At 62.3% G+C, this 21,766-nt stretch carries 17 protein-coding genes; 10 read left to right on the top strand and 7 right to left on the bottom strand.

All coding sequences use genetic code 11. From position 1 onward, the window contains the following. Positions 1–3: 3 nt before the first annotated feature. On the bottom strand, positions 4–2,043 hold the full coding sequence (locus EFB14_RS03655) for an FUSC family protein (protein WP_126822804.1): 2,040 nt from the start codon (positions 2,041–2,043) through the stop codon (positions 4–6). Between the two features lie 97 nt (positions 2,044–2,140). After that, positions 2,141–2,668 carry a hypothetical protein gene (locus EFB14_RS03650; protein ID WP_126822802.1) on the bottom strand — a complete coding sequence of 176 codons (528 nt, stop codon included), beginning with the start codon at positions 2,666–2,668 and terminating at the stop codon, positions 2,141–2,143. A 188-nt stretch (positions 2,669–2,856) separates the two neighbouring features. Here EFB14_RS03650 and EFB14_RS03645 point away from each other — a divergent pair, with 188 nt between their 5' ends. The 3 genes from EFB14_RS03645 to EFB14_RS03635 all read left to right on the top strand — a co-directional run bounded on the left by EFB14_RS03645 (position 2,857) and on the right by EFB14_RS03635 (position 5,297). After that, on the top strand, positions 2,857–4,068 hold the full coding sequence (locus EFB14_RS03645) for an NADP-dependent isocitrate dehydrogenase (protein ID WP_126822800.1): 1,212 nt from the start codon (positions 2,857–2,859) through the stop codon (positions 4,066–4,068). Positions 4,069–4,138: 70 nt separating this feature from the next. Next, positions 4,139–4,585: a GNAT family N-acetyltransferase gene (locus tag EFB14_RS03640; RefSeq protein ID WP_126822798.1), complete on the top strand. Its 447-nt coding sequence runs from the start codon at positions 4,139–4,141 to the stop codon at positions 4,583–4,585. Positions 4,586–4,670: 85 nt separating this feature from the next. Then, entirely contained in the window at positions 4,671–5,297 is a 627-nt protein-coding gene (locus EFB14_RS03635; RefSeq protein ID WP_126822796.1) for a glutathione S-transferase family protein, read from the top strand. Positions 5,298–5,394: 97 nt separating this feature from the next. Here EFB14_RS03635 and EFB14_RS03630 read toward each other — a convergent pair whose 3' ends face one another. From EFB14_RS03630 to recA, 3 genes are all read right to left on the bottom strand, one after another. After that, the gene (locus tag EFB14_RS03630; RefSeq protein ID WP_126822794.1) at positions 5,395–6,246 is read right to left on the bottom strand and encodes an AraC family transcriptional regulator; all 852 of its coding nucleotides are present in this window, start codon (positions 6,244–6,246) and stop codon (positions 5,395–5,397) included. A 333-nt stretch (positions 6,247–6,579) separates the two neighbouring features. Then, positions 6,580–9,234 carry an alanine--tRNA ligase gene (gene alaS / locus EFB14_RS03625; RefSeq protein WP_126822792.1) on the bottom strand — a complete coding sequence of 885 codons (2,655 nt, stop codon included), beginning with the start codon at positions 9,232–9,234 and terminating at the stop codon, positions 6,580–6,582. Between the two features lie 166 nt (positions 9,235–9,400). Then, on the bottom strand, positions 9,401–10,489 hold the full coding sequence (gene recA / locus EFB14_RS03620) for a recombinase RecA (RefSeq protein ID WP_125845768.1): 1,089 nt from the start codon (positions 10,487–10,489) through the stop codon (positions 9,401–9,403). 229 nt (positions 10,490–10,718) lie between these two features. On the opposite strand from recA, the gene EFB14_RS03615 reads away from it, so the two are divergent. Next, positions 10,719–11,663, top strand: a complete 945-nt coding sequence (locus EFB14_RS03615; RefSeq protein ID WP_126822790.1) for a carbohydrate kinase family protein — start codon at positions 10,719–10,721, stop codon at positions 11,661–11,663. An 88-nt stretch (positions 11,664–11,751) separates the two neighbouring features. Then, positions 11,752–12,684 carry a pseudouridine-5'-phosphate glycosidase gene (locus EFB14_RS03610; RefSeq protein ID WP_126822788.1) on the top strand — a complete coding sequence of 311 codons (933 nt, stop codon included), beginning with the start codon at positions 11,752–11,754 and terminating at the stop codon, positions 12,682–12,684. Positions 12,685–12,776: 92 nt separating this feature from the next. On the opposite strand, the gene cckA is transcribed toward EFB14_RS03610, so the two are convergent. After that, the gene (gene cckA / locus EFB14_RS03605; RefSeq protein WP_126822786.1) at positions 12,777–15,368 is read right to left on the bottom strand and encodes a cell cycle histidine kinase CckA; all 2,592 of its coding nucleotides are present in this window, start codon (positions 15,366–15,368) and stop codon (positions 12,777–12,779) included. Positions 15,369–15,677: 309 nt separating this feature from the next. Here cckA and EFB14_RS03600 point away from each other — a divergent pair, with 309 nt between their 5' ends. Both EFB14_RS03600 and EFB14_RS03595 read left to right on the top strand, forming a co-directional pair. Continuing rightward, positions 15,678–16,691, top strand: coding sequence for a flagellar biosynthetic protein FliO (locus EFB14_RS03600; protein WP_126822784.1), 1,014 nt, complete (start codon positions 15,678–15,680; stop codon positions 16,689–16,691). 412 nt (positions 16,692–17,103) lie between these two features. Next, a complete protein-coding gene (locus EFB14_RS03595; protein ID WP_126823536.1) occupies positions 17,104–17,739 on the top strand; it encodes a DUF1062 domain-containing protein in 636 nt (211 codons plus the stop codon). 62 nt (positions 17,740–17,801) lie between these two features. Here EFB14_RS03595 and dksA read toward each other — a convergent pair whose 3' ends face one another. Beyond that, positions 17,802–18,221: an RNA polymerase-binding protein DksA gene (gene dksA, locus EFB14_RS03590; protein ID WP_008525884.1), complete on the bottom strand. Its 420-nt coding sequence runs from the start codon at positions 18,219–18,221 to the stop codon at positions 17,802–17,804. Between the two features lie 275 nt (positions 18,222–18,496). On the opposite strand from dksA, the gene EFB14_RS03585 reads away from it, so the two are divergent. The 3 genes from EFB14_RS03585 to EFB14_RS03575 all read left to right on the top strand — a co-directional run bounded on the left by EFB14_RS03585 (position 18,497) and on the right by EFB14_RS03575 (position 21,636). Beyond that, the gene (locus EFB14_RS03585; RefSeq protein ID WP_126822782.1) at positions 18,497–18,991 is read left to right on the top strand and encodes a SixA phosphatase family protein; all 495 of its coding nucleotides are present in this window, start codon (positions 18,497–18,499) and stop codon (positions 18,989–18,991) included. A 93-nt stretch (positions 18,992–19,084) separates the two neighbouring features. Next, the gene (locus EFB14_RS03580; protein ID WP_126822780.1) at positions 19,085–20,560 is read left to right on the top strand and encodes a YcjX family GTP-binding protein; all 1,476 of its coding nucleotides are present in this window, start codon (positions 19,085–19,087) and stop codon (positions 20,558–20,560) included. Next, positions 20,557–21,636 carry a YcjF family protein gene (locus EFB14_RS03575; protein WP_126822778.1) on the top strand — a complete coding sequence of 360 codons (1,080 nt, stop codon included), beginning with the start codon at positions 20,557–20,559 and terminating at the stop codon, positions 21,634–21,636. The genes EFB14_RS03580 and EFB14_RS03575 overlap by 4 nt, the downstream gene beginning before the upstream one ends. Positions 21,637–21,766: the final 130 nt, after the last annotated feature.

The following is a 21,766-nucleotide window of genomic DNA, read 5'->3' as shown; positions in this document are numbered from 1 at the left end:
GTTCTATCCCTGTTTCGAGCGCGCAATAGCCTCGCCCGGTACAAACGGCAAGACGTCAGCCTGCGGATAGAGCCTTTCCAGCGCCGAACCGATCATTTCGAGCCCGAGCCTGGCGCCCTCGCGCGACAATGGCAAGTGCCGCCCCGTCGTCCGCGGTGTCTTCCGCGCCATGAAGAAACAGGTCGAGCCGCGCGGAGCCGCTTGGTCGATCAGTGCCACATCCGCCGCAATCAATCTCTTTTGGTCATCGTCGACAGCAGGCGCATCGTGGTTCCTTGCCAGGATGCGCGCCCAATAGGTGCAGGACAGGAAGATCGCCAGCGTCTGGCGGATCTGGCCCGGCCGCGTCACCACCGACCAGGAGGAGCCGAGCGGCTTCGCCGCCACCGTGATGTCGCGGTAGCAGGCATCGATCTTCTGTGACAGCGCGATCAGCTCGAAACCGCGCTTACCTTCGCCCATCGCGCCGAGCAGTTCGCGCAGCGCCTCGAACCAGCGGGCAAGCGCTGCATCGAGCGCACCGCGTGTACGCGCGGGGAAGACGACGAAGGCGACCGCGGTTCCGGCCGCAGCCCCGATCATGGTCTCGCCGATGCGCAGCTTCAGGAGGTCGAGTGTCAGCACCCCGGTCATGCCATAGACCAGGCAAAGCACGATCGAGATGAAGAAGGTCATCGTCGCGTAGGAAACCTGCAGGAAATAGAAGGCGAGGAAGATGCAAACGACCGCGACCGGAATGGCGATCGCGGGCTCGCCCGAAATCAGCGTCGCGAGCACCAGGCCGATTGCGATGCCGAACACGGTGCCGAGCGAGCGTGACAGCGCCTTCATCGCCGTGTCGCCGCGCGAATTGGTGTTGGTGAAGACCAGGAAGGAGGAAAGCACCGCCCAGAACCAGCGCTCGCGCGACAAGAGCAGGCCGAAGCTCATGGCGATGGCCGATGCGAGCGTGATCTGCAGTGCCGAGCGCAGCAGCGGATTGGCAAACGAAAAGTCGATCGGCTGGGTTTGAGCCGTTTCCCTGACCGCATCGATGCCTGAAAAACCGGACGCCTGTCCCTCGCCGATCGCCTGCGTCAACTGCTGCCGCGCCTCGCCAAGCCAGAGCAGCGCCCGCACGGTTTCGCCCTGCGGCTGATCCACGATGGCTTCGGTCGTGTTCTCGTATCTTGCGAGCTCCGCCGCGTCGGCCTCGATCACCGCATGGACGAGGGCGAAGGGTGGCGGGCTCTGGAAGCTCAGCACGATCGCGCTCTCGGCGGCAAGATGCGCATCGAAGAGCCGGATCGCCAGCTCGGCGGCGGGATCGGCGGCACCGTCGAAGACGCCGGCCGGTGGGCGCGGGATGAAGGTTTCAGCCATCAGCACCACTTCCTTCAGCCGGTCTTCCAGCTGGCGCAGTTCCTGGCGATCGGCTTCCCCGATCTCGGCGCTGCCGGCAAGGGTGGCGAGCTTGAAGAGGATCTGGTTGATACGGCCCCTGACACTCTCGAGTGAGCGCAGCAGGTCGCGCCGCCAGTCGTCGGGCAAGAGCACCGCCCTCACCACATGGCCGACGAGCACCGCAACGACGGGGCCGATCGCCACTTCGGGCAGTTGGGCAAGCGACGGCTTGAAATAGGCGCCCATGAAATAGGAGGTGAAGGCGAACATGCCGATCGCAAAGCCGCGCGGCCCGAACACTCGCCCTGCCGAGGCGAGCGCGATGATCAGGAGGAAGACGAGATCGGAGAGAAGGCGGCGATCCTCGAGCCCCGCCGCAATTCCGACGACCGCAAGGCTTGCGACGCAACCGAAGAGCCGTGTCACCAACTGGCGCGAATTGCCCTTGTCGCGCACCGCCACCCCACCCTCGATTGACAATACGATGCCGAGACCGAAAGCTGCGGTCGGCAATGGCAGGATGAGGGTCTTGATGGCAAGCAGGATCAGGAAGGAAAGAACGATCGTCAGCGTCACCCGCAAGCCCATGCGCAGGCGCGAAAGCGCCGGATCGTTGGCGAGCAGCCAGTCGCGGAACTGAAAACCGGAAAACAAATGCATGAGCCCCTCATGCCTGAAGCATCGATAGATACCGCCGTGGGAGCGGAAATCAAATCGCCGGAGACCATCCTCCCAACACTGGTCGAATGTCGCGCGCTTACTGGCCCTTGGCAATCAGCGCCATCGTCGCCTTCAGGGAATCACGGGCCTGCGTCTCGATATTCTCGGTGATGATATCGTCGATCACAGGATTGCCGCCCTCCTCGACCACCTCGAAGCGAACGGTCGTATAGTCTTTGGCATCGGGCGCGTCCGAGCAGGCGGACTTCTGAAAGCGCACCGTCACCTCGGTCGCGCCATTGACCGGCGGCGCCGCCGCTATCGTCAGATCCTGCAGCGGGCACGCATCCTGGCCGTTGACAATGACGTCGTAATCGAACGGCGATATGCCGTCGTCATCGACCGCAGGAAACTGCGCGGCGGCCTGATATCTCGCCACGAAATCCTTGCTGTAGAGATGGTCGAGCCGGCTCGCATCGAAGATATCGGTCCAGTCGCTGTTGTTGTCGGCCCAGTTGTTCTTGGTCGCCTCCATGATCTCCTTGACCGGAGCTGTGGCGTCGGCGGCGTGGCCGATGCCGGAAAAGGCGATAAGGCTGGTGATGGTGAGGGCAATCGTCTTCATGGTCGAATGTTCCGGGCGGGGCAAATCAGGCCGGACACTAGCCAGATTTCTGCGCTTGGCAATGGCGGCAAAAACGCATTGTCGAACCCGTTGCAGCTTTGCGTTCCGGGTTCACAATGCTATAGCGCTCCTCATCACATAACCCACCCGGGACCCCGTCCCCATTCAAGCTCGAACGAGGCAGATACATGAACAAGATCAAGGTCGCCAATCCCGTCGCCGATCTCGACGGCGATGAAATGACTCGCATCATTTGGCAGCTCATCAAGGATAAGCTGATCCATCCGTATCTCGACCTCGATATCGACTATTACGACCTCTCGGTCGAAAACCGCGACGCCACCAACGACAAGGTTACCGTCGACGCCGCCAACGCCATCAAGAAGTACGGCGTCGGCATCAAGTGCGCGACGATCACGCCCGATGAAGCCCGCGTCAAGGAATTCAACCTCAAGGAAATGTGGAAGAGCCCGAACGGCACGATCCGCAACATCCTCGGCGGCGTCATCTTCCGCGAGCCGATCATCTGCCGCAACGTTCCCCGCCTGGTTCCCGGCTGGACGCAGCCGATCGTCGTCGGCCGCCACGCCTTCGGCGACCAGTACCGCGCCACCGATTTCAAATTCCCCGGCAAAGGCAAGCTGACGATCAAGTTCGTCGGCGAAGACGGCACGGTCATCGAGAAGGAAGTCTTCAACGCTCCGGGCGCCGGCGTCGCCATGGCCATGTACAACCTCGACGAATCGATTCGCGAATTCGCCCGCGCTTCGATGATGTACGGCCTGATGCGCAAGTGGCCGGTCTACCTGTCGACCAAGAACACCATCCTCAAGGCCTATGACGGCCGCTTCAAGGACATCTTCGAAGAAGTCTTCGAGACCGAATTCAAGGATCAGTTCAAGGAAGCCAACATCACGTACGAACACCGCCTGATCGACGACATGGTCGCCTCCGCGCTCAAGTGGTCCGGTGGCTACGTCTGGGCCTGCAAGAACTATGACGGCGACGTCCAGTCCGACACGGTTGCCCAGGGCTTCGGCTCGCTCGGCCTGATGACCTCGGTTCTCTTGACGCCCGACGGCAAGACAGTCGAAGCCGAAGCCGCTCACGGCACGGTGACGCGCCACTACCGCCAGCACCAGAAGGGTCAGGAAACCTCGACGAACTCGATCGCCTCGATCTTCGCCTGGACCCGCGGTCTCGCCCACCGCGCCAAGCTCGATGACAACGCCGAGCTTGCCCGCTTCGCCTCGACGCTGGAAAAGGTCTGCGTCGACACCGTCGAATCCGGCTTCATGACCAAGGATCTTGCGCTCTTGATCGGCCCCGATCAGCCGTGGCTCTCCACCACTGCCTTCCTCGATAAGATCGACCAGAACCTGCAGAAGGCCATGGCGTAAGCCTCTCCTTTCGGGGTAGCATTGAAGCGGCGGGGATTTCCCCGCCGTTTTCATTTTGGGAGAACAGGAAATGACGGCGACCGTGCGCCCGCTCGAACCTTCTGACCGTGCCGCCTGGGAACCCTTATGGGCGGCCTACCAGCGTTTCTACGAAGTGGCCATCCCTGCCGAGACGACCGATCTTACCTGGGCCCGCTTCCACGATCCCGATGAAATGATGCATGCGCTCGGCGCCTTTGACGACGACGGCCGCCTCGTCGGCATCACGCACGCGATCTTCCATCGCTCCTGCTGGCTGCCGCAATGGACCTGCTATCTGCAGGATCTCTATGTCGAGAACAATCAACGCGGGCTCGGCACCGGCGCAGCACTGATCGATGCAGTCGCCGGGCTGGCGCGGCAAAATGGCGCCGGCAGGCTTTACTGGATGACGCACGAAAGCAATGCCACAGCGCAGCGCCTCTATGACAGGATCGCCGAGCGTTCGGGTTTCATTCAATACCGAAAGGCGCTTTAGGCTCGGGGGCTTGCATAAAGACCTCGCCGCGCTATTGATTCCGGGCGACAGCAACACAGAAAACTAGGGAATACGAGGAGGCGTCATGACCGAAGAACTGGTATTCTATACCAACCCGATGTCGCGCGGCCGCATCGCGCGCTGGATGCTGGAGGAGATCGGCCAACCCTACCGCACCGAACTCCTGACCTACGGCGGAACCATGAAGGCGCCGGAATATCTCCGGGTCAATCCGATGGGCAAGGTGCCGGCGATTCGCCACGGCGACACTGTCGTCACCGAATGCGCGGCGATCTGCGCCTATCTTGCCGACACCTTTCCTGAAAAAGACCTGGCGCCGAGGCCGGAGGAACGCGCCTCCTATTACCGCTGGATGTTCTTTGCCGCCGGCCCGCTTGAATCGGCGGTGACGATGAAGGCTCTCGGCTTCGAAGTTCCCCCGGAACGTCTGCGCATGGCTGGTTGCGGCAGTTTCGGCGACGTCATGAACGCGCTGGAGATGGCCGTCTCTGACTCGACCTACGTCGCCGGCGAGCGCTTCACTGCCGCCGACGTCTATGTCGGCTCCCATATCGGCTGGGGCCTTGATTTCGGCAGCATCGAGAAGCGCCAGGCCTTCATCGATTATTTCGGCCGCATCAGCGAGCGTGAGGCCCACAAGCGCGCCAAAGCGCTGGACGACGAGGCTGGCAAGGCGATGCAGGCCGCCTGACCGTCAAATCCTGCACGGCGGCTACAGCGCCGCGTTCTTTCGGATACGCAAAGGACGCGTGCACTTTGGACTATCGCCGCGCAGGAGATATCTGTCGTCAGACGAGCGGCATGTGAATATCCGTCAGAAGCTCGGTCGGCGGCACGTCGCGCGGATTGTTGAGATACTCCTCGAACATCAGCCGGTCCTTCAGCTGCCGGCCGGATTTCGGCAGCCATTCGGCAAACAGCCACTGATAGGACTTGGGCATATTGGCATAGGGCCCCTTGTGGCGCAGCACGGCATAATCGCCGCCCTCGATCGTGCGCCGCTCGAACGGCGCCTCGGCCGGCACCTCGGCAGCGCCGGTGACGCAGGCGACCGAGCGCAGCTTTTCCTCCGGCACGATGTCGGGATCGTCGAGATAGACGCCGATCATCCGCATGTCGGGCCTGGCGAGGCCGCGGGCATAAAGCGTGCCGAACAGCGTCTCGAAGGCCTTGTCGATCTGCATGTAGGAACCGGTATGGGCAACGCCGATCAGCTCGATCGGTCCGATCTCGCGTATGGTAACGTCCAGCATGGCTTTGGTCTTTCCGTTAGGTGAGGGTTCGAAGGCTGTGTGGCTTCCCTCTTTCCGGTAGCGGGCCGGCGGCATGCCGTAGACCGACTTGAAGATGCGATTGAAGGATTGGAGATTGGGATAGCCTGATCGCTTCGCAATTTCACTGACGGCAAGCTCCGTGCGGACGATCTCACCCGCCGCGTGATGCAGCCTGAGCCGCTTGACGGTCGCCGCCAGCGTCTCGCCGTAAATCGCCCGGTAGACCCTGTGCCAGTGATAGCTCGACATGCAGGCGATTTCGGCAAGGCGCTCCATATCCAGCTCCTCGTCGAGGTGGTCGTGAATATAGGCCGAAACCCGCCTCAGGCGGTTTTCATAAAGTGCCCATGCCGTTTCACCATTCATGTCAGAACCTCATGCAAATCGATCGACCGCAGAGAACCATATCCGGATTTGACAAATCCTGCTGACTTGCTGGCTCTGGAGCGCCAAAGCTACGCTAGGCGGCAGAAGAAGGCGTGGCCCTATGCCAGCTACGCCACCTCTCCTGCGCCGTGAATGAATCAAAATTTCAATGGAAAGAGTCTTTCGCGCCCAATGACTTGGGCGGCCTGGATTCCTGTGACGAGCACAGGATTGAGGGAGGCGACGGAACGCCGACTAAAAAACAAAGTCCATCAACAAACAAAGGCGGAAGCCGAGCTTCCGCCTTTCGAAATTCTTCTCTGAATGGACAGCTCAGCCGGCGAGCGCCATTGCAACCGCTTCGATCGCCTCGTCGGCCTTGGCGCCATCCGGGCCGCCGGCTTGCGCCATGTCGGGACGGCCGCCGCCGCCCTTGCCGCCAAGCGCGGCAGAAGCGACGCGCACCAGATCAACGGCACTGAAACGACCCAGGAGGTCCGGCGTCACGGCGACGACCGCACTTGCCTTGCCATCCTCGGAAACGCCGATGAGCGTGACGACGCCGGAGCCGATGCTGGTCTTGCCGTCATCGGCAAGTCCCTTCAAATCCTTGGGATCGACGCCTGATATCGACTTGCCGAGGAACTTGACGCCGGCGACTTCACGCACCGCATCGCCCGAACCGCCCTGCCCGCCGCCCATGGCGAGCTTGCGCTTGGCGTCGGCCAGTTCCTTCTCGAGCTTGCGGCGCTCGTCCATCAGCGCCTCGACGCGCGAGAGAACTTCTGACGGCTGAACCTTCAGCGAGGCGGCGAGCGTTTTCACGCGCTCGTCCTGTTCAGCCAGATATTCACGCGCCGACTCGCCGGTCACCGCTTCGATACGGCGAACGCCCGCACCGACGGCACTTTCACCGAGAATGCGCACGAGACCGATCTGGCCGGTCGCCGACACATGCGTGCCGCCGCAGAGTTCGACCGAGTAAGGCTTGCCGGCCTTGGCGCCGCGCACGCCCTCGCCCATCGCCACGACGCGCACTTCATCGCCGTACTTCTCGCCGAACAGCGCCATCGCACCTTCGGCAATTGCATCGTCGACGCTCATCAGGCGGGTCGTGACGGGCGCATTCTGCAGCACGATCTCGTTGGCCATGTCTTCGACGACCTTCAACTCCTCGGCCGACATCGGCTTCGGATGCGAAACGTCGAAACGCAGGCGCTCGGGCGCGACCAGCGAGCCCTTCTGCGCAACATGGGTGCCGAGCACTTCGCGCATCGCCTCGTGCAACAGGTGCGTCGCCGAATGGTTGGCGCGCAGGCGCGAACGGCGGGCGTGGTCGACCGTCAGCACGACGGCATCGCCAGCCTTGATCACACCATCGACGACCGTGCCCACATGCACGAACAGGCCTTCGCCCCTCTTTTGTGTATCTGAAATCTCGATCTTGCCGTGGTCGGACGAGATCATGCCCGTATCGCCCATCTGGCCGCCGGATTCACCGTAGAACGGCGTCTGGTTGACGACGATCTGCACCTTATCGCCGGCCTTGGCTTCAGTCGCAACGGCACCATCCTTGACGATCGCCTGCACCACGCCTTCGGCAGCTTCCGTGTCGTAACCGAGGAATTCGGTTGCGCCGTGCTTCTCCCTAAGCTCGAACCAGACGGTTTCCGTCGCCTTTTCGCCGGAACCGGCCCAGTGCGACCGTGCTTCAGCCTTCTGGCGCTGCATGGCATCAGTGAAGCCAGATATATCGACGCCGATTTCGCGAGCGCGCAGTGCATCCTGCGTCAGGTCGAGCGGGAAGCCGTAGGTGTCGTAGAGCTTAAAGGCGGTCTCGCCATCCAGCATATCGCCCTTGGAAAGATCCGTGGTCGCGTCCGACAGAAGCGACAGGCCGCGTTCAAGCGTCTTGCGGAAGCGGTTTTCTTCGAGCTTCAGCGTTTCGGAGATCAACGCCTCGGCGCGCACCAGTTCCGGATAGGCACGGCCCATCTGCTGCACCAGCGTCGGCAGCAGCTTGTACATCAGCGGCTCTTTGGCGCCGAGAAGCTGGGCATGACGCATGGCGCGGCGCATGATACGGCGCAGCACATAGCCACGGCCTTCATTCGACGGCAGCACGCCATCGGCGATCAGGAAGGCAGAGGAGCGCAGGTGGTCGGCGATGACGCGGTGGCTGGCGCTGCCCTCTGCCTTGGCACCCATCGTATCCTCAATGGTGCCGATCAACGTGCGGAAGAGGTCAGTGTCGAACACGCTCTGCACGCCCTGCAGAACGGCGGCCATGCGCTCCAGGCCCATGCCGGTATCGATCGACGGGCGCGGCAGCGGGTTGCGTACGCCCGGCTCGGTCTGTTCGAACTGCATGAAAACGAGGTTCCAGAATTCCAGGAACCGGTCGCCATCTTCCTCAGGCGAGCCGGGAGGGCCGCCCCAGACGTTCTCGCCCTGGTCGATGAAGATTTCGGAGCATGGGCCGCAGGGGCCAGTATCGCCCATCTGCCAGAAATTGTCGGAGGTCGGGATGCGGATGATCTTGTCGTCGGAAAAGCCGGCGATCTTCTTCCAGAGCGTCGCTGCTTCCTCGTCCTCGGAATAGACGGTGACTAGCAGGCGGTTCTTCGGCAGGTCGAAACCTTCGGTGACGAGCTTCCAGGCAAGCTCGATCGCATTCTCCTTGAAATAATCGCCGAAGGAGAAATTGCCGAGCATTTCGAAGAAGGTCAGGTGGCGCGCGGTGTAGCCGACATTGTCGAGGTCGTTATGCTTGCCGCCGGCGCGCACGCACTTCTGCGAGGTTGTCGCCGTGGAATAGGCACGCTTTTCCAGGCCGGTGAAGACGTTCTTGAACTGCACCATGCCGGCATTGGTGAACATCAGCGTCGGGTCGTTGCGCGGCACCAGCGGGCTCGACGAAACGATCTCGTGGCCGTTCTTCTTGAAATAGTCGAGGAAGGTCGACCGGATATCGTTCACGCCGCTCATTCTATGCCCTTCAATGCTGCCCCAGGCAGGTCAATCTAAATCCATCGGCTTTTAACGTTCACCTCCGCCACTGTCCAGCCGACAAACAAAACCAGCCGCATTCTGATCAAGGAATGCGGCCGGCCTGGGTTTTCAAATGGATTGGCGGACGAACTGAACGCTGAAATTACATTTCCGCGGCGCCGTCGCCGTCATCAGCCTCCGGTCCGCCGTTCTGCAGGAAGCGGTCGGCGATGAGGCCGGCATTCTGGCGCAGCGACAGCTCGATCTCGCGGGCGAGATCCGGATTGTCGCGCAGGAAGGTCTTGGCGTTTTCGCGGCCCTGGCCGAGACGCTGGCTATTATAGGAGAACCAGGCGCCCGATTTTTCGACAATGCCGGCCTTGACGCCGAGATCGACCAGTTCGCCGGTCTTGGAAACACCCTCGCCATACATGATGTCGAACTCGACCTGCTTAAAGGGAGGCGCCATCTTGTTCTTGACGACCTTGACGCGGGTCTGGTTGCCGATCACCTCTTCGCGCTCCTTGACCGAGCCGATGCGGCGGATATCAAGGCGCACGGAGGCATAGAATTTCAGCGCATTGCCGCCTGTCGTCGTCTCAGGCGAACCGAACATAACGCCGATCTTCATGCGGATCTGGTTGATGAAGATGACCATGGTGTTCGACTTCGAGATCGAAGCGGTGAGCTTGCGCAGCGCCTGGCTCATCAGGCGGGCCTGCAGGCCCGGAAGGCTGTCGCCCATCTCGCCTTCGATTTCGGCGCGTGGCGTCAGCGCGGCGACCGAGTCGACGACAAGGACGTCGACAGCGCCGGAGCGCACCAGCGTATCGGTAATTTCAAGCGCCTGTTCGCCGGTATCGGGCTGTGAGATCAGAAGGTTCTGCAGATCGACGCCAAGCTTGCGGGCATAGACCGGATCGAGCGCATGTTCGGCATCGACGAAGGCGCAGATGCCGCCCTTCTTCTGCGCTTCAGCAATGGTCTGCAAAGCAAGCGTCGTTTTACCCGAGCTTTCCGGCCCGTAGATCTCGATGATTCGGCCCCTCGGCAGGCCGCCGACTCCGAGCGCAATATCGAGGCCAAGCGAGCCGGTCGAAATCGTTTCGATCTCGACAACATTCTCGTTGGAGCCGAGTTTCATGATCGAGCCCTTGCCGAACGACCGCTCTATCTGTGAGAGTGCCGCTTCAAGCGCCTTGCTTTTGTCCACCGATTTGTCCTCTACCAGCCGCAATGAATTCTGAGACATCCGATCCACCTTTAGGTTATTGAAGCCGCTCAAGCAATGTCGAGTTTGTACCCTATTTGTTCCACTCTCGCAATAGGCGATCAAACAATTGAAAGAAAAAGGTAAAACGATCCGTGTTCTATATTTGTTTTATCGATGCAAAGCAACGGCTTAGACCGCATGCGCCGGGTGCGATGCGCCAAGTTGCGGCATGCCGATTCGCTCGCCCAGGATATGGAGAGCGGTTGAAATGAAGAGAAAGATTCTCGTTCTCGGCGGCGCCCATATCGACCGGCGCGGCCGCATCTCAGGCGAGACGGCACCGGGCGCCAGCAACCCCGGCACATGGTTCGAGGAGCCCGGCGGCGGTGGTTTCAATGCTGCGCGAAATCTCGCAAGGCTCGGCTTTCAGGTGACGATGATCTCGCCGCGTGGCGGCGATCCCCTGGGCGAGATAGTGGGCGAAGCCGCCGATTTCGCCGGCATCGACGACCGGCCTTTCGTCTTCCTCGATCGCAAGACGCCGAGCTACACCGCCATCATCGAGAAGGACGGCAATCTGGTTATCGCCCTTGCCGACATGGAGCTTTATCGTTTCTTCGTGCCGCGCCGTCTCTCCATTCGTTGGGTGCGGGAGGCCTTCGCCGCCCATGATTTCATTCTTTTCGATGCCAACCTGCCGGAAGAGACGATCGCGGCGATCGTCGCAAAAGCAAATTCCCTTCAAAAGCCCGTCGCGGCGATCGCCATCTCGCCGGCGAAGGTCGTCAGGCTGACACCCTGCATCGGGGATATCGACTACCTGTTCCTCAACGAGGCCGAAGCCGCCGCTCTTACCGGTGGACGGCCCGATGATGCGGGCGGCTGGCCGCCGCTGCTAAACGAGATCGGCATCAAAAGTGCCGTCGTCACCCGCGGCCGGCGCGAGCTGGTTGCGATTTGCGAGGGCCGCGCCATGACGCTGCAGCCGCCGATCACCGATACGGTCGCCGATGTTACCGGCGCCGGCGATTCCCTTGCCGCCGGCACGCTGGCGGCCTTGATGGCGGGCCTGCCGCTCGAGGAAGCTGTCCGCTATGGCACGGCCGCGGCTATTCTCACCGTGCAGTCGCGGCACGCCGTCAATGAAAATCTGACGCCGGACCTCTTGAATGAGGCGCTTGCCCTTGTTCCCGCGGCCCGAATTCTGCATTGAAGCGGCGAATTAAATAATTGAGCATGATGTCGTCCGAAAACCGCTCACACTTTTCGGCATCATGCTCTGTCGATCACAGGACATGACCATGACCAAACCCATCTCCCCTCTTCTGCCGATCGCCTATTCGAAGGAGGTCGCGAGCGCCAAGCAGCGCGGCGCACCTCTGGTAGCGTTGGAATCGACCATCATCACCCACGGCATGCCCTATCCTGGCAATATCGAGATGGCCCGCAGCGTCGAGGCGATCATCCGCGAACAGGGCGCGGTGCCCGCAACCATCGCCGTCATTCACGGCACATTGCATATCGGCCTTGAAGCGAACGAGCTGGAACAACTCGCCAAGGCGACCGAGGTGATGAAGGTTTCGCGCGCTGATCTGGCCTTTGCGATCGCCGAGCGTCGCACCGGGGCCACCACGGTTGCGGCAACGATGATTGCAGCGGCACGCGCCGGCATCCGCGTCTTTGCAACGGGCGGCATCGGCGGCGTGCATCGCGGCGCCGAGGAGAGCTTCGACATTTCAGCCGATTTGGAGGAACTGGCGCGCACCGGCGTCATCGTCGTCTGCGCCGGCGCCAAGGCGATCCTCGACATTCCGAAAACGCTGGAAGTGCTCGAAACCCGCGGTGTGCCCGTCGTCACCTATGAGAGCGAGGAATTCCCCGCCTTCTGGTCGCGCTCCTCAGGCATATCAAGCCCGCTGTCGCTGAACAGCCCGGCCGCCATCGCCAATTTCCAGACCGTGCGCGAACAGCTCGGCATCGACGGCGGCATGCTGGTTGCCAATCCGGTGCCTGAGGCCGACGAGATTCCGAGCGAAGAGATGGAAATCTATATCGAGCGGGCGCTTGATAGCGCCGAGCGCGACGAAATCACCGGCAAGGCGGTCACGCCCTACCTGCTCTCGACCATTTTCGACCTGACGGACGGCCAGAGCCTCAAGACGAATATTGCGCTGGTTGAGAACAATGCGCGGCTTGCGGCTGAGATTGCGGTCGCGCTGAGGAATGAGGATTGAATTGACGGCGCCCGGCCGGAATCGCCTTGGCAGACAGGTAGTGCCGTTCCAGCCCCTTCTGGGGGCTGACACGGCACAACGCCTACCGCGGCTCACCCGTCCAACGTCTCCTTCACCACAACGGCCAGCTGTTTCAACGAAAACGGTTTCGGCAAAAATCCGAACTTCGCATCCGGCGGCAGGTTGCGGGCGAAGGCGTCCTCGGCGTAGCCCGACACGAAGATGAATTTCAGGTCGGGATAGGTCTTGCGCAGTTCGCCCAGCAGCGTCGGGCCGTCCATTTCGGGCATGACGACGTCGGAAACGACGATGTCGACCTTGCCGTCAAGCTCTTCCATAATGGCGAGCGCCTCGACGCCCGAGCCCGCCTCGTGCACGGTATAGCCGCGCGTTTCCAGCATGCGTTTGCCGCCGCGTCGCACCGCCTCTTCGTCCTCGACGAGAAGGATGACGGCCGATCCCGTCAGGTCCTCCGGCTGTTGCGCCGCCAGCGCCTCGGGCCGCGCGCCGGCTTCGGCGATGGCGTCCACCTCGCCCGCAACCGCCGGCTCCGGAATGTGGCGCGGCAGGAAGACGCGGAAGGTCGTGCCTTTACCGACTTCGGATTCCGGCTGGATGTAACCGCCCGATTGCTTGACGATGCCGTAGACCATGGCGAGGCCGAGGCCGGTGCCCTTGCCGACGTCCTTGGTGGTGAAGAACGGCTCGAAGATCTTGTCCATGATCTCCGGCGCAATGCCCGTGCCATTGTCGGCGACTTCGACCAGCACCATGTCCTCGGCCGGCATGTAGGAATAGTTGAAGGCGGCGACATCGGCGGCGGTCAGATTGCGGGTGCGCAGCGTCAGCTTCCCGCCGTCGGGCATGGCGTCGCGCGCGTTGACGCAGAGATTGATCAGCACCTGCTCGAATTGCGAAAGATCCGTTTTGACGGGCCAGAGGTCGCGGCCATATTGCACATCGAGTTTGACGTTGGTGCCGGAAAGCAACCGGTCGACCAGCATGCGCAGGTCGCCGACGACGTCGGTAAGGTTTAGCACCGAGGGCCGCATCGTCTGCTTGCGCGAGAAGGCGAGCAGCTGGCGCACCAACACCGCGGCGCGGTTGGCGTTGCGCTTGATCTCCATCAGATCGGCAAAGCTCGCATCCGAGGGGCGCGCCTGCAGCAGCAGATGGTCCGAGGAAAGCAGGATCGCCGTCAGCACGTTGTTGAAGTCGTGTGCGATGCCGCCGGCAAGCGTTCCCACGGCATTCATCTTCTGCGTCTGCGCCATCTGCGCTTCCAGCGCCTTCTGTTCGGTCACCTCGACGGCGTAGACGATCGCTGCCTCCTCGGGCGCCTCGTCGCTCTGGTCGATGACGGCATTGACGTAGAAGCGGAAATAACGCGCCTCGTCGGTCGGCGTGCGGGTGTCGAGCGGGGCGATATCGCCCTGCCGGTCTTTCGCCGCCGCCAGCGCCTCGGCCAGTTGCGGCCGGTCGCTCTCCTGGACGATGATTTCGAGATGTGGCCGCTTTTCGAGATCGTCACGCGAGACGACGCCAGCAAACAGCTTCAGGAACGGCGCATTGGTGCGCAGGATGCGCCCGTCACCGTCGACCGAGGCGATCGCCATCGGCGTGTTGTTGAAGAAACGGGTGAAACGCATGGCGGCGGCCGACGCGGAGTGGCCGTTTTCGTCGCCCTTTTCGCGCGCCAGCACGATCGTCCGGCTTTCGCCGGGTGCGCCATCGCGCATCGAGGTGACGCTGTGGATGATCTGCACCGGCAGGCTCTGCCCGTTGGTCTTGCGCAGGTCGAGATCGAGCGTCACGGTCTTTTTCAGACCGGGTTCGGCCTGCACCGACTGGATCAGCGCCAGCCCCTCTCCCGCCACGACGTCGCCGATCGTCATCGAGCCTGGCACGAATTTGGTCAGGTCGAGCCCGAGCCACTCGGCAAGCGTCGCATTCAAGTAGAAGATCTCGCCCTTCCTGCCGGCGGAGAAGAAGCCGGCCGGCGCATGGTCGAGATAGTCGATCGCGTTCTGCAACTCCTTGAAGAAGCGCTCCTGGTCGTCGCGTTCGGCAGTGATGTCGGTGATCTGCCAGATCTGCAGCGGCTTGCTGCCGTTCTCCTCCGGATGCAGCAGCCGTGCCTTCAGCCGATACCAGTGCGCGCCGGAGTTGTTGCTGCCCGGCCCGACGGCGCGCAGCAGACGGAATTCCTCGCTGCCCTCCTTGCCCTCCCGCAGGCCGTTGACCAGCCTGTAGAGCGCCTCATTGGACTCGCGGTGGCGAGACAGCAATGTTTCCAGCGTTTGCACCTCGGTCGCCTTGCGCGCACCGGTCAGTGCGCCATAGGCGGCGTTGGCATAGATGATCCTGCCCTTTTCGTCGGTGATCAGCGTGCCATCGGGATGGCTGTTGAGGAAAGAGCGCGCCAGGCTGTCGGACTGGCGCTGCGGCATCACCTCGATGAAGCCGATGACCGAGGATACCAGGAAGAAGATGCCGACCATGGCGAGCACGCCGAGGCCGCCGAGCACGATCTCGTTATCAAGCGACCGCTTGAAGACAACGAAGCCGCCGGCGGCGGCGATCAGCACGAGCGCAAGCAGAAGAATGCGCAAAACCGTGCCAGAACGCCCCCCACGATCCACAAGCGGTGCGTTATAGTCGTCGGCCTGACGCGGTTTCGTCATGTATTCCTCACATAAACCCTTCCTTCTCAGTCACTAGCACGAGGACGAAGCAGGAATCAGGCACTCTTTTCTTCTTAGCAATTTGCCACGCCCGCAAGAACAGCGGTAGTCGGCAAGACTGCTTGAATTCACAGACAAGAACGCCATCTGCCCCTGAAGCCTGCCACCGTTGCCCGCAAAGGTGCAATGTCGGCAAGCGCGACCCCGGCACAACACGAAATCGCGTCCACACGTGACTGGACAGAACCGGCGGCCCTTGCCTAAGGAACGGAAAAGTCGTCAATATGTGCCTGATGTGAAATGGAGTGAGTGACTATGTTGGATGATGTTGTCGGAGCTTACGGCGGTCGTTTCCTGCTTGCGGCCGGTGGCGTCGGACTTGCGCTTCTCCTGCTCATCGTCGTTTTGTGGGTGATCCGCAACCGCGCGCCCTCGCCCTTCGTGCGTGGCGGCCGCAACCGCCAGCCCCGCCTGCAGGTCCTGGACGCGGCAGCCGTCGATACCCGCCGCCGGCTGGTGCTGGTGCGCCGCGACGACGTCGAGCACCTGATCATGATCGGCGGCCCGACCGATGTCGTGATTGAAAGCCGCATCCTGCCCGCGGCGGCCGAACAGCCGGAAAGCGCCTTTCGCCCGCAGCCGGTAGAGCAACGCCCGATATCCACCATGCGACCGGATACACCGCCCGCCCCTCCGCAGCGGCCGCCGGTTGCAGCCCGTGTCGAGGCCGCCGCAGAACCTTCCTTCTCGGCGCCAGCCTCGCCGGTCGCCGCGCCGCCCGTGGCCACGAGCCCCCTTCCAGCCGAACCTATGATGCCTCCGGTTGCGGCTGCACTTTCGGCCGAACGCGACATTCCGCTGCGTGCCGCTCCGCCACAGCCGCGCCCGCCGGAGCGTCCCGTCTCACCTCCGGCAGCGCAGCCCGCGTCGTTCCGGGATGCCGCGAGCGCGGCCGAGATCCTCGACGCCGCCCGCCAGCGCGTGCTGCCGCAGCAGCGCATCGAGCCCGAAGTTTCCGCCCCGCCTGTCCAGGACACTCCGGCGGCGGCGCGTACAGCCGAGGCCGCGGACGACGCGGCGGCGCAATCGGCAGCGATCCGACGTGATTTCCAGCGCGTGCTGGAGCAGGAAATGTCGAACAACCTGACGGCCGAGCGCATCGTGCCGGCTCCGGCAAATCAGCCGCCCCGTCAAGCAGCACCGCAGCCGGGCAACCTGCCACGCCGCGATCCCGACCTTGCGCCGATCACCGGCGCCGACACCGAGCTGCAGAAGGAAGTCGCCCGTATCTTCGGCGAAATGAGCGTCAATCGCGACAAGTAAGGGCGCGCACATCGTGTGACATCGGATCCCCGCGCTCCCGCCTCCATCGGGCAAGTTGCATAAAAGCCGCAAGCATGCGGCTTTCCATCTCTGAATAGCTTAGGGACTCCCCTTTCCCGCGGTCATTTGTTATCGCTTGGGTTGAAGAGCGTTGGCGCACTGAGGTTCACTTTGCCTAAGTAAATACCGGTCTCACTCCAGTTTCACCCGTACTGCCGCATAGCGACACGCTGGCGGCGTATGACCATGTTCACAGGGTGGTGGCGAGAGACCGGTTTGGCATTGTTCAATTGTGCCATGCGCAGCTCCGCTGCCTCAGCTCTTCAGCCGCCCAAGACATCGCCACGCCGCGCCCGCAAGGGTTCTCTCATGCACCATCTTGGTGGACTTCCGAACGGAAGACCAAGACGATATGTGCAGTACCCTTCGGGTCCGATGGACCATTCTACCCAAAACAGCGCCCCAGCCTTGGATTGCATGCAGCGGATGCGGAGGCCTCAGAGCTTTCCGGTGCAGCGACAAGATCCGGCTCAACGCCAATGGCCGCAGACTCGATGCCTGGCTTATCTACAAATGCCTGGCCTGCGAAAAGACATGGAACCGTCCGATCTTCGAGCGCCGCAATGTTCGTGACATCGACCCCGCAATCCTCGCGGCCTTGCAGTCCAACGATCCGGATTGGATTCGGGCGGAAGCCTTCAATCCCGAGGCTCTCAGGCGCAAATCGCAGCGTGTGGACGAATTTGCCGAATTCGACATCGCAAAAGAGATTCGGCAGGAAACGTCCGATTGGACGACGCTGGAAATCGAACTGATCGTCCCGTTTCCATCAAGCACGCGCCTCGACCGCCTACTGGTGTCCGAGCTGAAAGTGTCCCGCACGCGGCTGCAAGCTCTTCACGAGGGAGGCATGCTGCGGACGAATTCGGATCGGGACGACGTTTTGCGACGGCGGATCAGAGACGGCACCAGGGTTGCGGTTGACCTCGCCGCCGAGACGGACCGGGAGCAATGGTGGAAACCCCTGGCGACCGGAAGCCCGCTATAATTGGAAAAGGCGCCGCGAACGGATCGCGGCGCCTTATAACTCTCATGCCTGCATGAAAACCGTTATTCGTCGCGGTAGACTTTTTCGCGGCGTTCGTGGCGCTCCTGCGCCTCGATCGACAGCGTCGCGATCGGGCGGGCGTCGAGACGCTTGAGGCCGATCGGTTCGCCGGTTTCCTCGCAATAACCGTAGGTGCCGTCTTCGATGCGCTGCAATGCGGCGTCGATCTTGGAAATCAGCTTTCTCTGCCGGTCGCGGGCGCGAAGTTCGATCGCCCGGTCTGTTTCCGATGACGCCCGGTCGGCGAGATCGGGATGGTTTGCGCTTTCCTCGGCCAGATGGTCGAGTGTTTCGCGCGCTTCTCTAAGGATATCATTTTTCCAGGCAACCAGCTTTGCCCTGAAGTAGGCACGCTGGTTTACGTTCATGAACTCTTCCTCTTCCGAGGGAACGTAATTGCTAAGATCGATCTTCTCACTCAACGCGATTCTCCTGAAGAACATCTCTTGGCGGGCTGTATATCCCAAGCGCTATCCGCGATTCAAGCCAAATACGACAGGTAAACAGATTTTTAAATCTGTTACATTTTTCGGCTAACGGTCTATTTTCTCACCATTATTCCGGCCGCCGTTTTTTGCTTCGCCTTCAAAACGCCGTGTTGTCGGCCACCTTTTGGTCAGCCTCCGCATGGCTGGCGGTTGACGGCGGCGAAATGCAACCGATACTGAAAAGACCCGCTGGATCCTGGATTTTGCCCATGACCGTACCCTTGCCTCCGCCCAACCGCATTTATCTCCTGCGTCATGCCGAGTCTGCCCGGGCCGAACCCGGACAGCGCGATTTTGACCGGCCGCTCAACGAAAAGGGCTATGGCGATGCCGAGATCATCGCCGACAAGGCCGCCGACAAGGGCTACCGTCCCGATCTGCTGATCAGCTCGACGGCGCAGCGTTGCCGCGATACCGCCGATGCGGTGTACCGGGCCATGGGCCTGTCGCTCGAGGTTCGCTATGTCGACGCGCTCTATAACGCCACCGTCGACAACTACATCGAGATCGTCGATGCGCAGGAGGAGGCGGCCGTTATGCTGATCGGCCACAATCCGACTATGGAGCAGGCCCTTGAGGCGCTGATTGGCCATGAGGCGATGGTGAGCGCCCTTCCCGGCGGCTTTCCGACGGCCGGCCTTGCCGTCATCGATTTCGACGCTTCCGCCACCGCCTGGCGTCTCATCGATTTCGTGGTCGTCTGAATCTTTGGCGCAATTCAAGCAAAAACGCGGCGCTTCTTTTGTGGGCGGCGCGCCCTTCCTATATTGCCGGCAGTCACCAATCGGAATTGCGCCTTGCCGCCACGCCTGACATCTTTTGCCGACGACGCCCGCATCGCGTTGGATAATCTCGCCGACCGGGCGAGCGGCCTCGTCAATCCGACCGTGCGGCTCGGCGTCACCGGCCTCTCCCGCTCCGGCAAGACGGTCTTCATCTCCTCGCTGGTCCACAATCTGCTGCATGGCGGTCGTCTGCCGCTGTTCGAGCCGGTGCAGTCAGGCCGCGTCTCGGCCGTGCGTCTGGAGCCGCAGCCGGACGATGCCGTGCCGCGCTTCCAGTACGAGGATCATATCCGTGCGCTGGTGAAGGAGCGGATCTGGCCGGATTCGACCCGCGCCATCTCCGAACTGCGCATCACGCTGGATTATCAGAGCGCCAGCGGCTGGAACCGCCTGTTTTCCCCCGGCCGGCTGTCGATCGATATCGTCGACTATCCCGGCGAATGGCTGCTCGACCTGCCCCTGCTCGGCAAGGATTACCGGACCTTCAGCGAAGAAACGATCGCGCTCGCCGAAACCGGCATCCGCTCGGAGCTGTCGCATGGGTGGCTGGCGCTCACCCGCGCCCCCGATATTCATGCCGGCGCCGACGAGATGGTCGCCCGCGACCTCGCTAACGCCTTTGCCGATTATCTCAAAGCCTGCAAGGCCGACGAACGCTCGCTCTCCACCCTGCCGCCAGGCCGCTTGCTTCTGCCCGGCGATCTCGAAGGATCGCCGGCGCTGACCTTCGCGCCATTGGCTTTGCCGGCGCAGGGACATTCCGGCCGCGGCTCGCTTTGGGCGATGATGGAGCGGCGCTACGAGGCCTATAAATCGGTCGTCGTCAAACCCTTCTTCCGCGAGCATTTCGCCCGTCTCGACCGCCAGATCGTGCTGGTCGATGCGCTGCAGGCGATGAACCGCGGCCCCGAAGCCGTGCAGGATCTGGAGCGCGCGCTGACCGATGTCCTCGCCTGCTTCCGTCCCGGCACAAATTCGCTGCTTTCCTCCCTGCTCGGACGCCGAATCGACCGCGTGCTGGTCGCCGCCACCAAGGCCGATCATCTCCACCATGAAAGCCACGACCGGCTCGACGCGCTGACCCGACGCCTCGTCGATCGCGCCATCGCCCGCATCGGCATGGCAGGAGCCGGCATCGACGTCATGGCGCTCGCCTCGGTGCGCGCCACCCGCGAGGCAACGGTCAAGCGCAACGGCCATGAGCTGCCTGTCATCGTCGGCACGCCGATGGAGGGCGAAACCATCGGAGCCGAGTGCTTCGACGGCCAGAGGAAGACCGCGATCTTTCCCGGCGACCTGCCGGAGGATCCGGAAAGCCTGTTTGCCCGCATCGCCTCGGGCGAGGCCGGTGAGCCCCTGCCCGACGTCAACGTCGTCAGGTTCCGCCCGCCGCTTCTCGAGGAAACCGGCGGCGGCATCAAGCTCTCGGTGCCGCATATCCGCCTCGACCGCGCCATGCAGTTCCTGTTCGGAGATCGTCTCGCATGAGCAAGCCTCCATCCGATCCCCCGCGCCGCCCGCCCGCCGCCTTCACCTATGAGGACGAAGCCGCCGCGCCGCGCGACAACAGTCGGCAGGCAGGTGAGCGCCGCAAGCCGGAAAGCTTCTCCGAACATATCATCGTCACACCTGATGAGGACGATCCCTTCCTCAATCCCGACAAGGATCTGAGCGCGGTGCCCGTTGCCGTGCCGCGCAGGCGGCGAACCTCCTTCGGCAAGATCGCCGCCGGCGCTTTCGGCATCCTGATCTCGCTTGCCGTCGGCCTCTGGACCGACAGCCTGATTCGCGATCTCTTCACCCGCGCCGACTGGCTGGGGTATGCGGCCCTTGCCGTGCTCGCGGTCGGCATCCTTGCCGTGCTTGCCCTCGTGATCCGGGAGACAGCGGGCGTGATGCGCCTTGCCGCCGTCCAGAAGATCAAGGCGGAAGCCGAAGCGGCGATCCTCGAAACCCGCCCAGCCAATGCGCGCGCCGTCGTCGCGCAGCTGACCGCGCTTCTCTCGGCAAATGCGGAGACATCGAAAGGCCGTGCGACGCTGAAAGCGACGGAAGGCGAGGTCATCGATCCCCCGCATCTGATTGCGCTGGCCGAACGCGAACTGCTCGCTCCCCTCGATCGCAAAGCCCGCACCTTGATCGTCAACGCTTCCAAGCGCGTCTCGATCGTCACCGCCGTCAGCCCGCGCGCCGTCGTCGACCTGCTCTATGTGCTCTATGAGGCGGTTCGTCTCATCCGCGCCATGGCAGAGCTCTACGGCGGCCGTCCCGGCACGCTCGGCATGTTCCGCCTGCTTCGGGATGTGCTGGCCCATCTCGCGGTCACCGGTTCGATTGCGGTGGGTGACAGCCTCGTTCAGCAGGTGCTCGGCCATGGGTTGGCCTCCAAGCTCTCGGCCCGACTCGGCGAAGGCGTCATCAACGGACTGATGACCGCCCGCATCGGAATCGCGGCGATGGATCTCTGCCGTCCGCTCGCCTTCCGCGCCCTGAAGCGGCCGGGAATCGGCGACTTCATCGGCTATCTCACGCCCTCCATGTCACCGCGCGGCAACAATCCTTAAGCGATGAGGCGATTTGCGAAGTTTTCGCCTTCCCTAACAGGAAGACAGGGAAAATTCAGCGGATTCAATGCCATAATGGCATAATGTTAAAATCTCGGTCGCGTGAAAGCCGCGTGTCACCTCGTATTCG

This window comes from Rhizobium fabae, from assembly GCF_003985135.1.
GTDB lineage: Bacteria > Pseudomonadota > Alphaproteobacteria > Rhizobiales > Rhizobiaceae > Rhizobium > Rhizobium pisi.
This window is presented reverse-complemented; position numbering and strand designations above follow the sequence as displayed.

Excerpts from the sequence above, each read along its gene's own strand:
- EFB14_RS03655 (WP_126822804.1), bottom strand. The coding sequence starts at position 2,043 with ATGCATTTGTTTTCCGGTTTTCAGTTCCGCGACTGGCTGCTCGCCAAC.
- EFB14_RS03650 (WP_126822802.1), bottom strand. The coding sequence starts at position 2,668 with ATGAAGACGATTGCCCTCACCATCACCAGCCTTATCGCCTTTTCCGGC.
- EFB14_RS03645 (WP_126822800.1), top strand. The coding sequence starts at position 2,857 with ATGAACAAGATCAAGGTCGCCAATCCCGTCGCCGATCTCGACGGCGAT.
- EFB14_RS03640 (WP_126822798.1), top strand. The coding sequence starts at position 4,139 with ATGACGGCGACCGTGCGCCCGCTCGAACCTTCTGACCGTGCCGCCTGG.
- EFB14_RS03635 (WP_126822796.1), top strand. The coding sequence starts at position 4,671 with ATGACCGAAGAACTGGTATTCTATACCAACCCGATGTCGCGCGGCCGC.
- EFB14_RS03630 (WP_126822794.1), bottom strand. The coding sequence starts at position 6,246 with ATGAATGGTGAAACGGCATGGGCACTTTATGAAAACCGCCTGAGGCGG.
- alaS (WP_126822792.1), bottom strand. The coding sequence starts at position 9,234 with ATGAGCGGCGTGAACGATATCCGGTCGACCTTCCTCGACTATTTCAAG.
- recA (WP_125845768.1), bottom strand. The coding sequence starts at position 10,489 with ATGTCTCAGAATTCATTGCGGCTGGTAGAGGACAAATCGGTGGACAAA.
- EFB14_RS03615 (WP_126822790.1), top strand. The coding sequence starts at position 10,719 with ATGAAGAGAAAGATTCTCGTTCTCGGCGGCGCCCATATCGACCGGCGC.
- EFB14_RS03610 (WP_126822788.1), top strand. The coding sequence starts at position 11,752 with ATGACCAAACCCATCTCCCCTCTTCTGCCGATCGCCTATTCGAAGGAG.
- cckA (WP_126822786.1), bottom strand. The coding sequence starts at position 15,368 with ATGACGAAACCGCGTCAGGCCGACGACTATAACGCACCGCTTGTGGAT.
- EFB14_RS03595 (WP_126823536.1), top strand. The coding sequence starts at position 17,104 with ATGTGCAGTACCCTTCGGGTCCGATGGACCATTCTACCCAAAACAGCG.
- EFB14_RS03585 (WP_126822782.1), top strand. The coding sequence starts at position 18,497 with ATGACCGTACCCTTGCCTCCGCCCAACCGCATTTATCTCCTGCGTCAT.
- EFB14_RS03575 (WP_126822778.1), top strand. The coding sequence starts at position 20,557 with ATGAGCAAGCCTCCATCCGATCCCCCGCGCCGCCCGCCCGCCGCCTTC.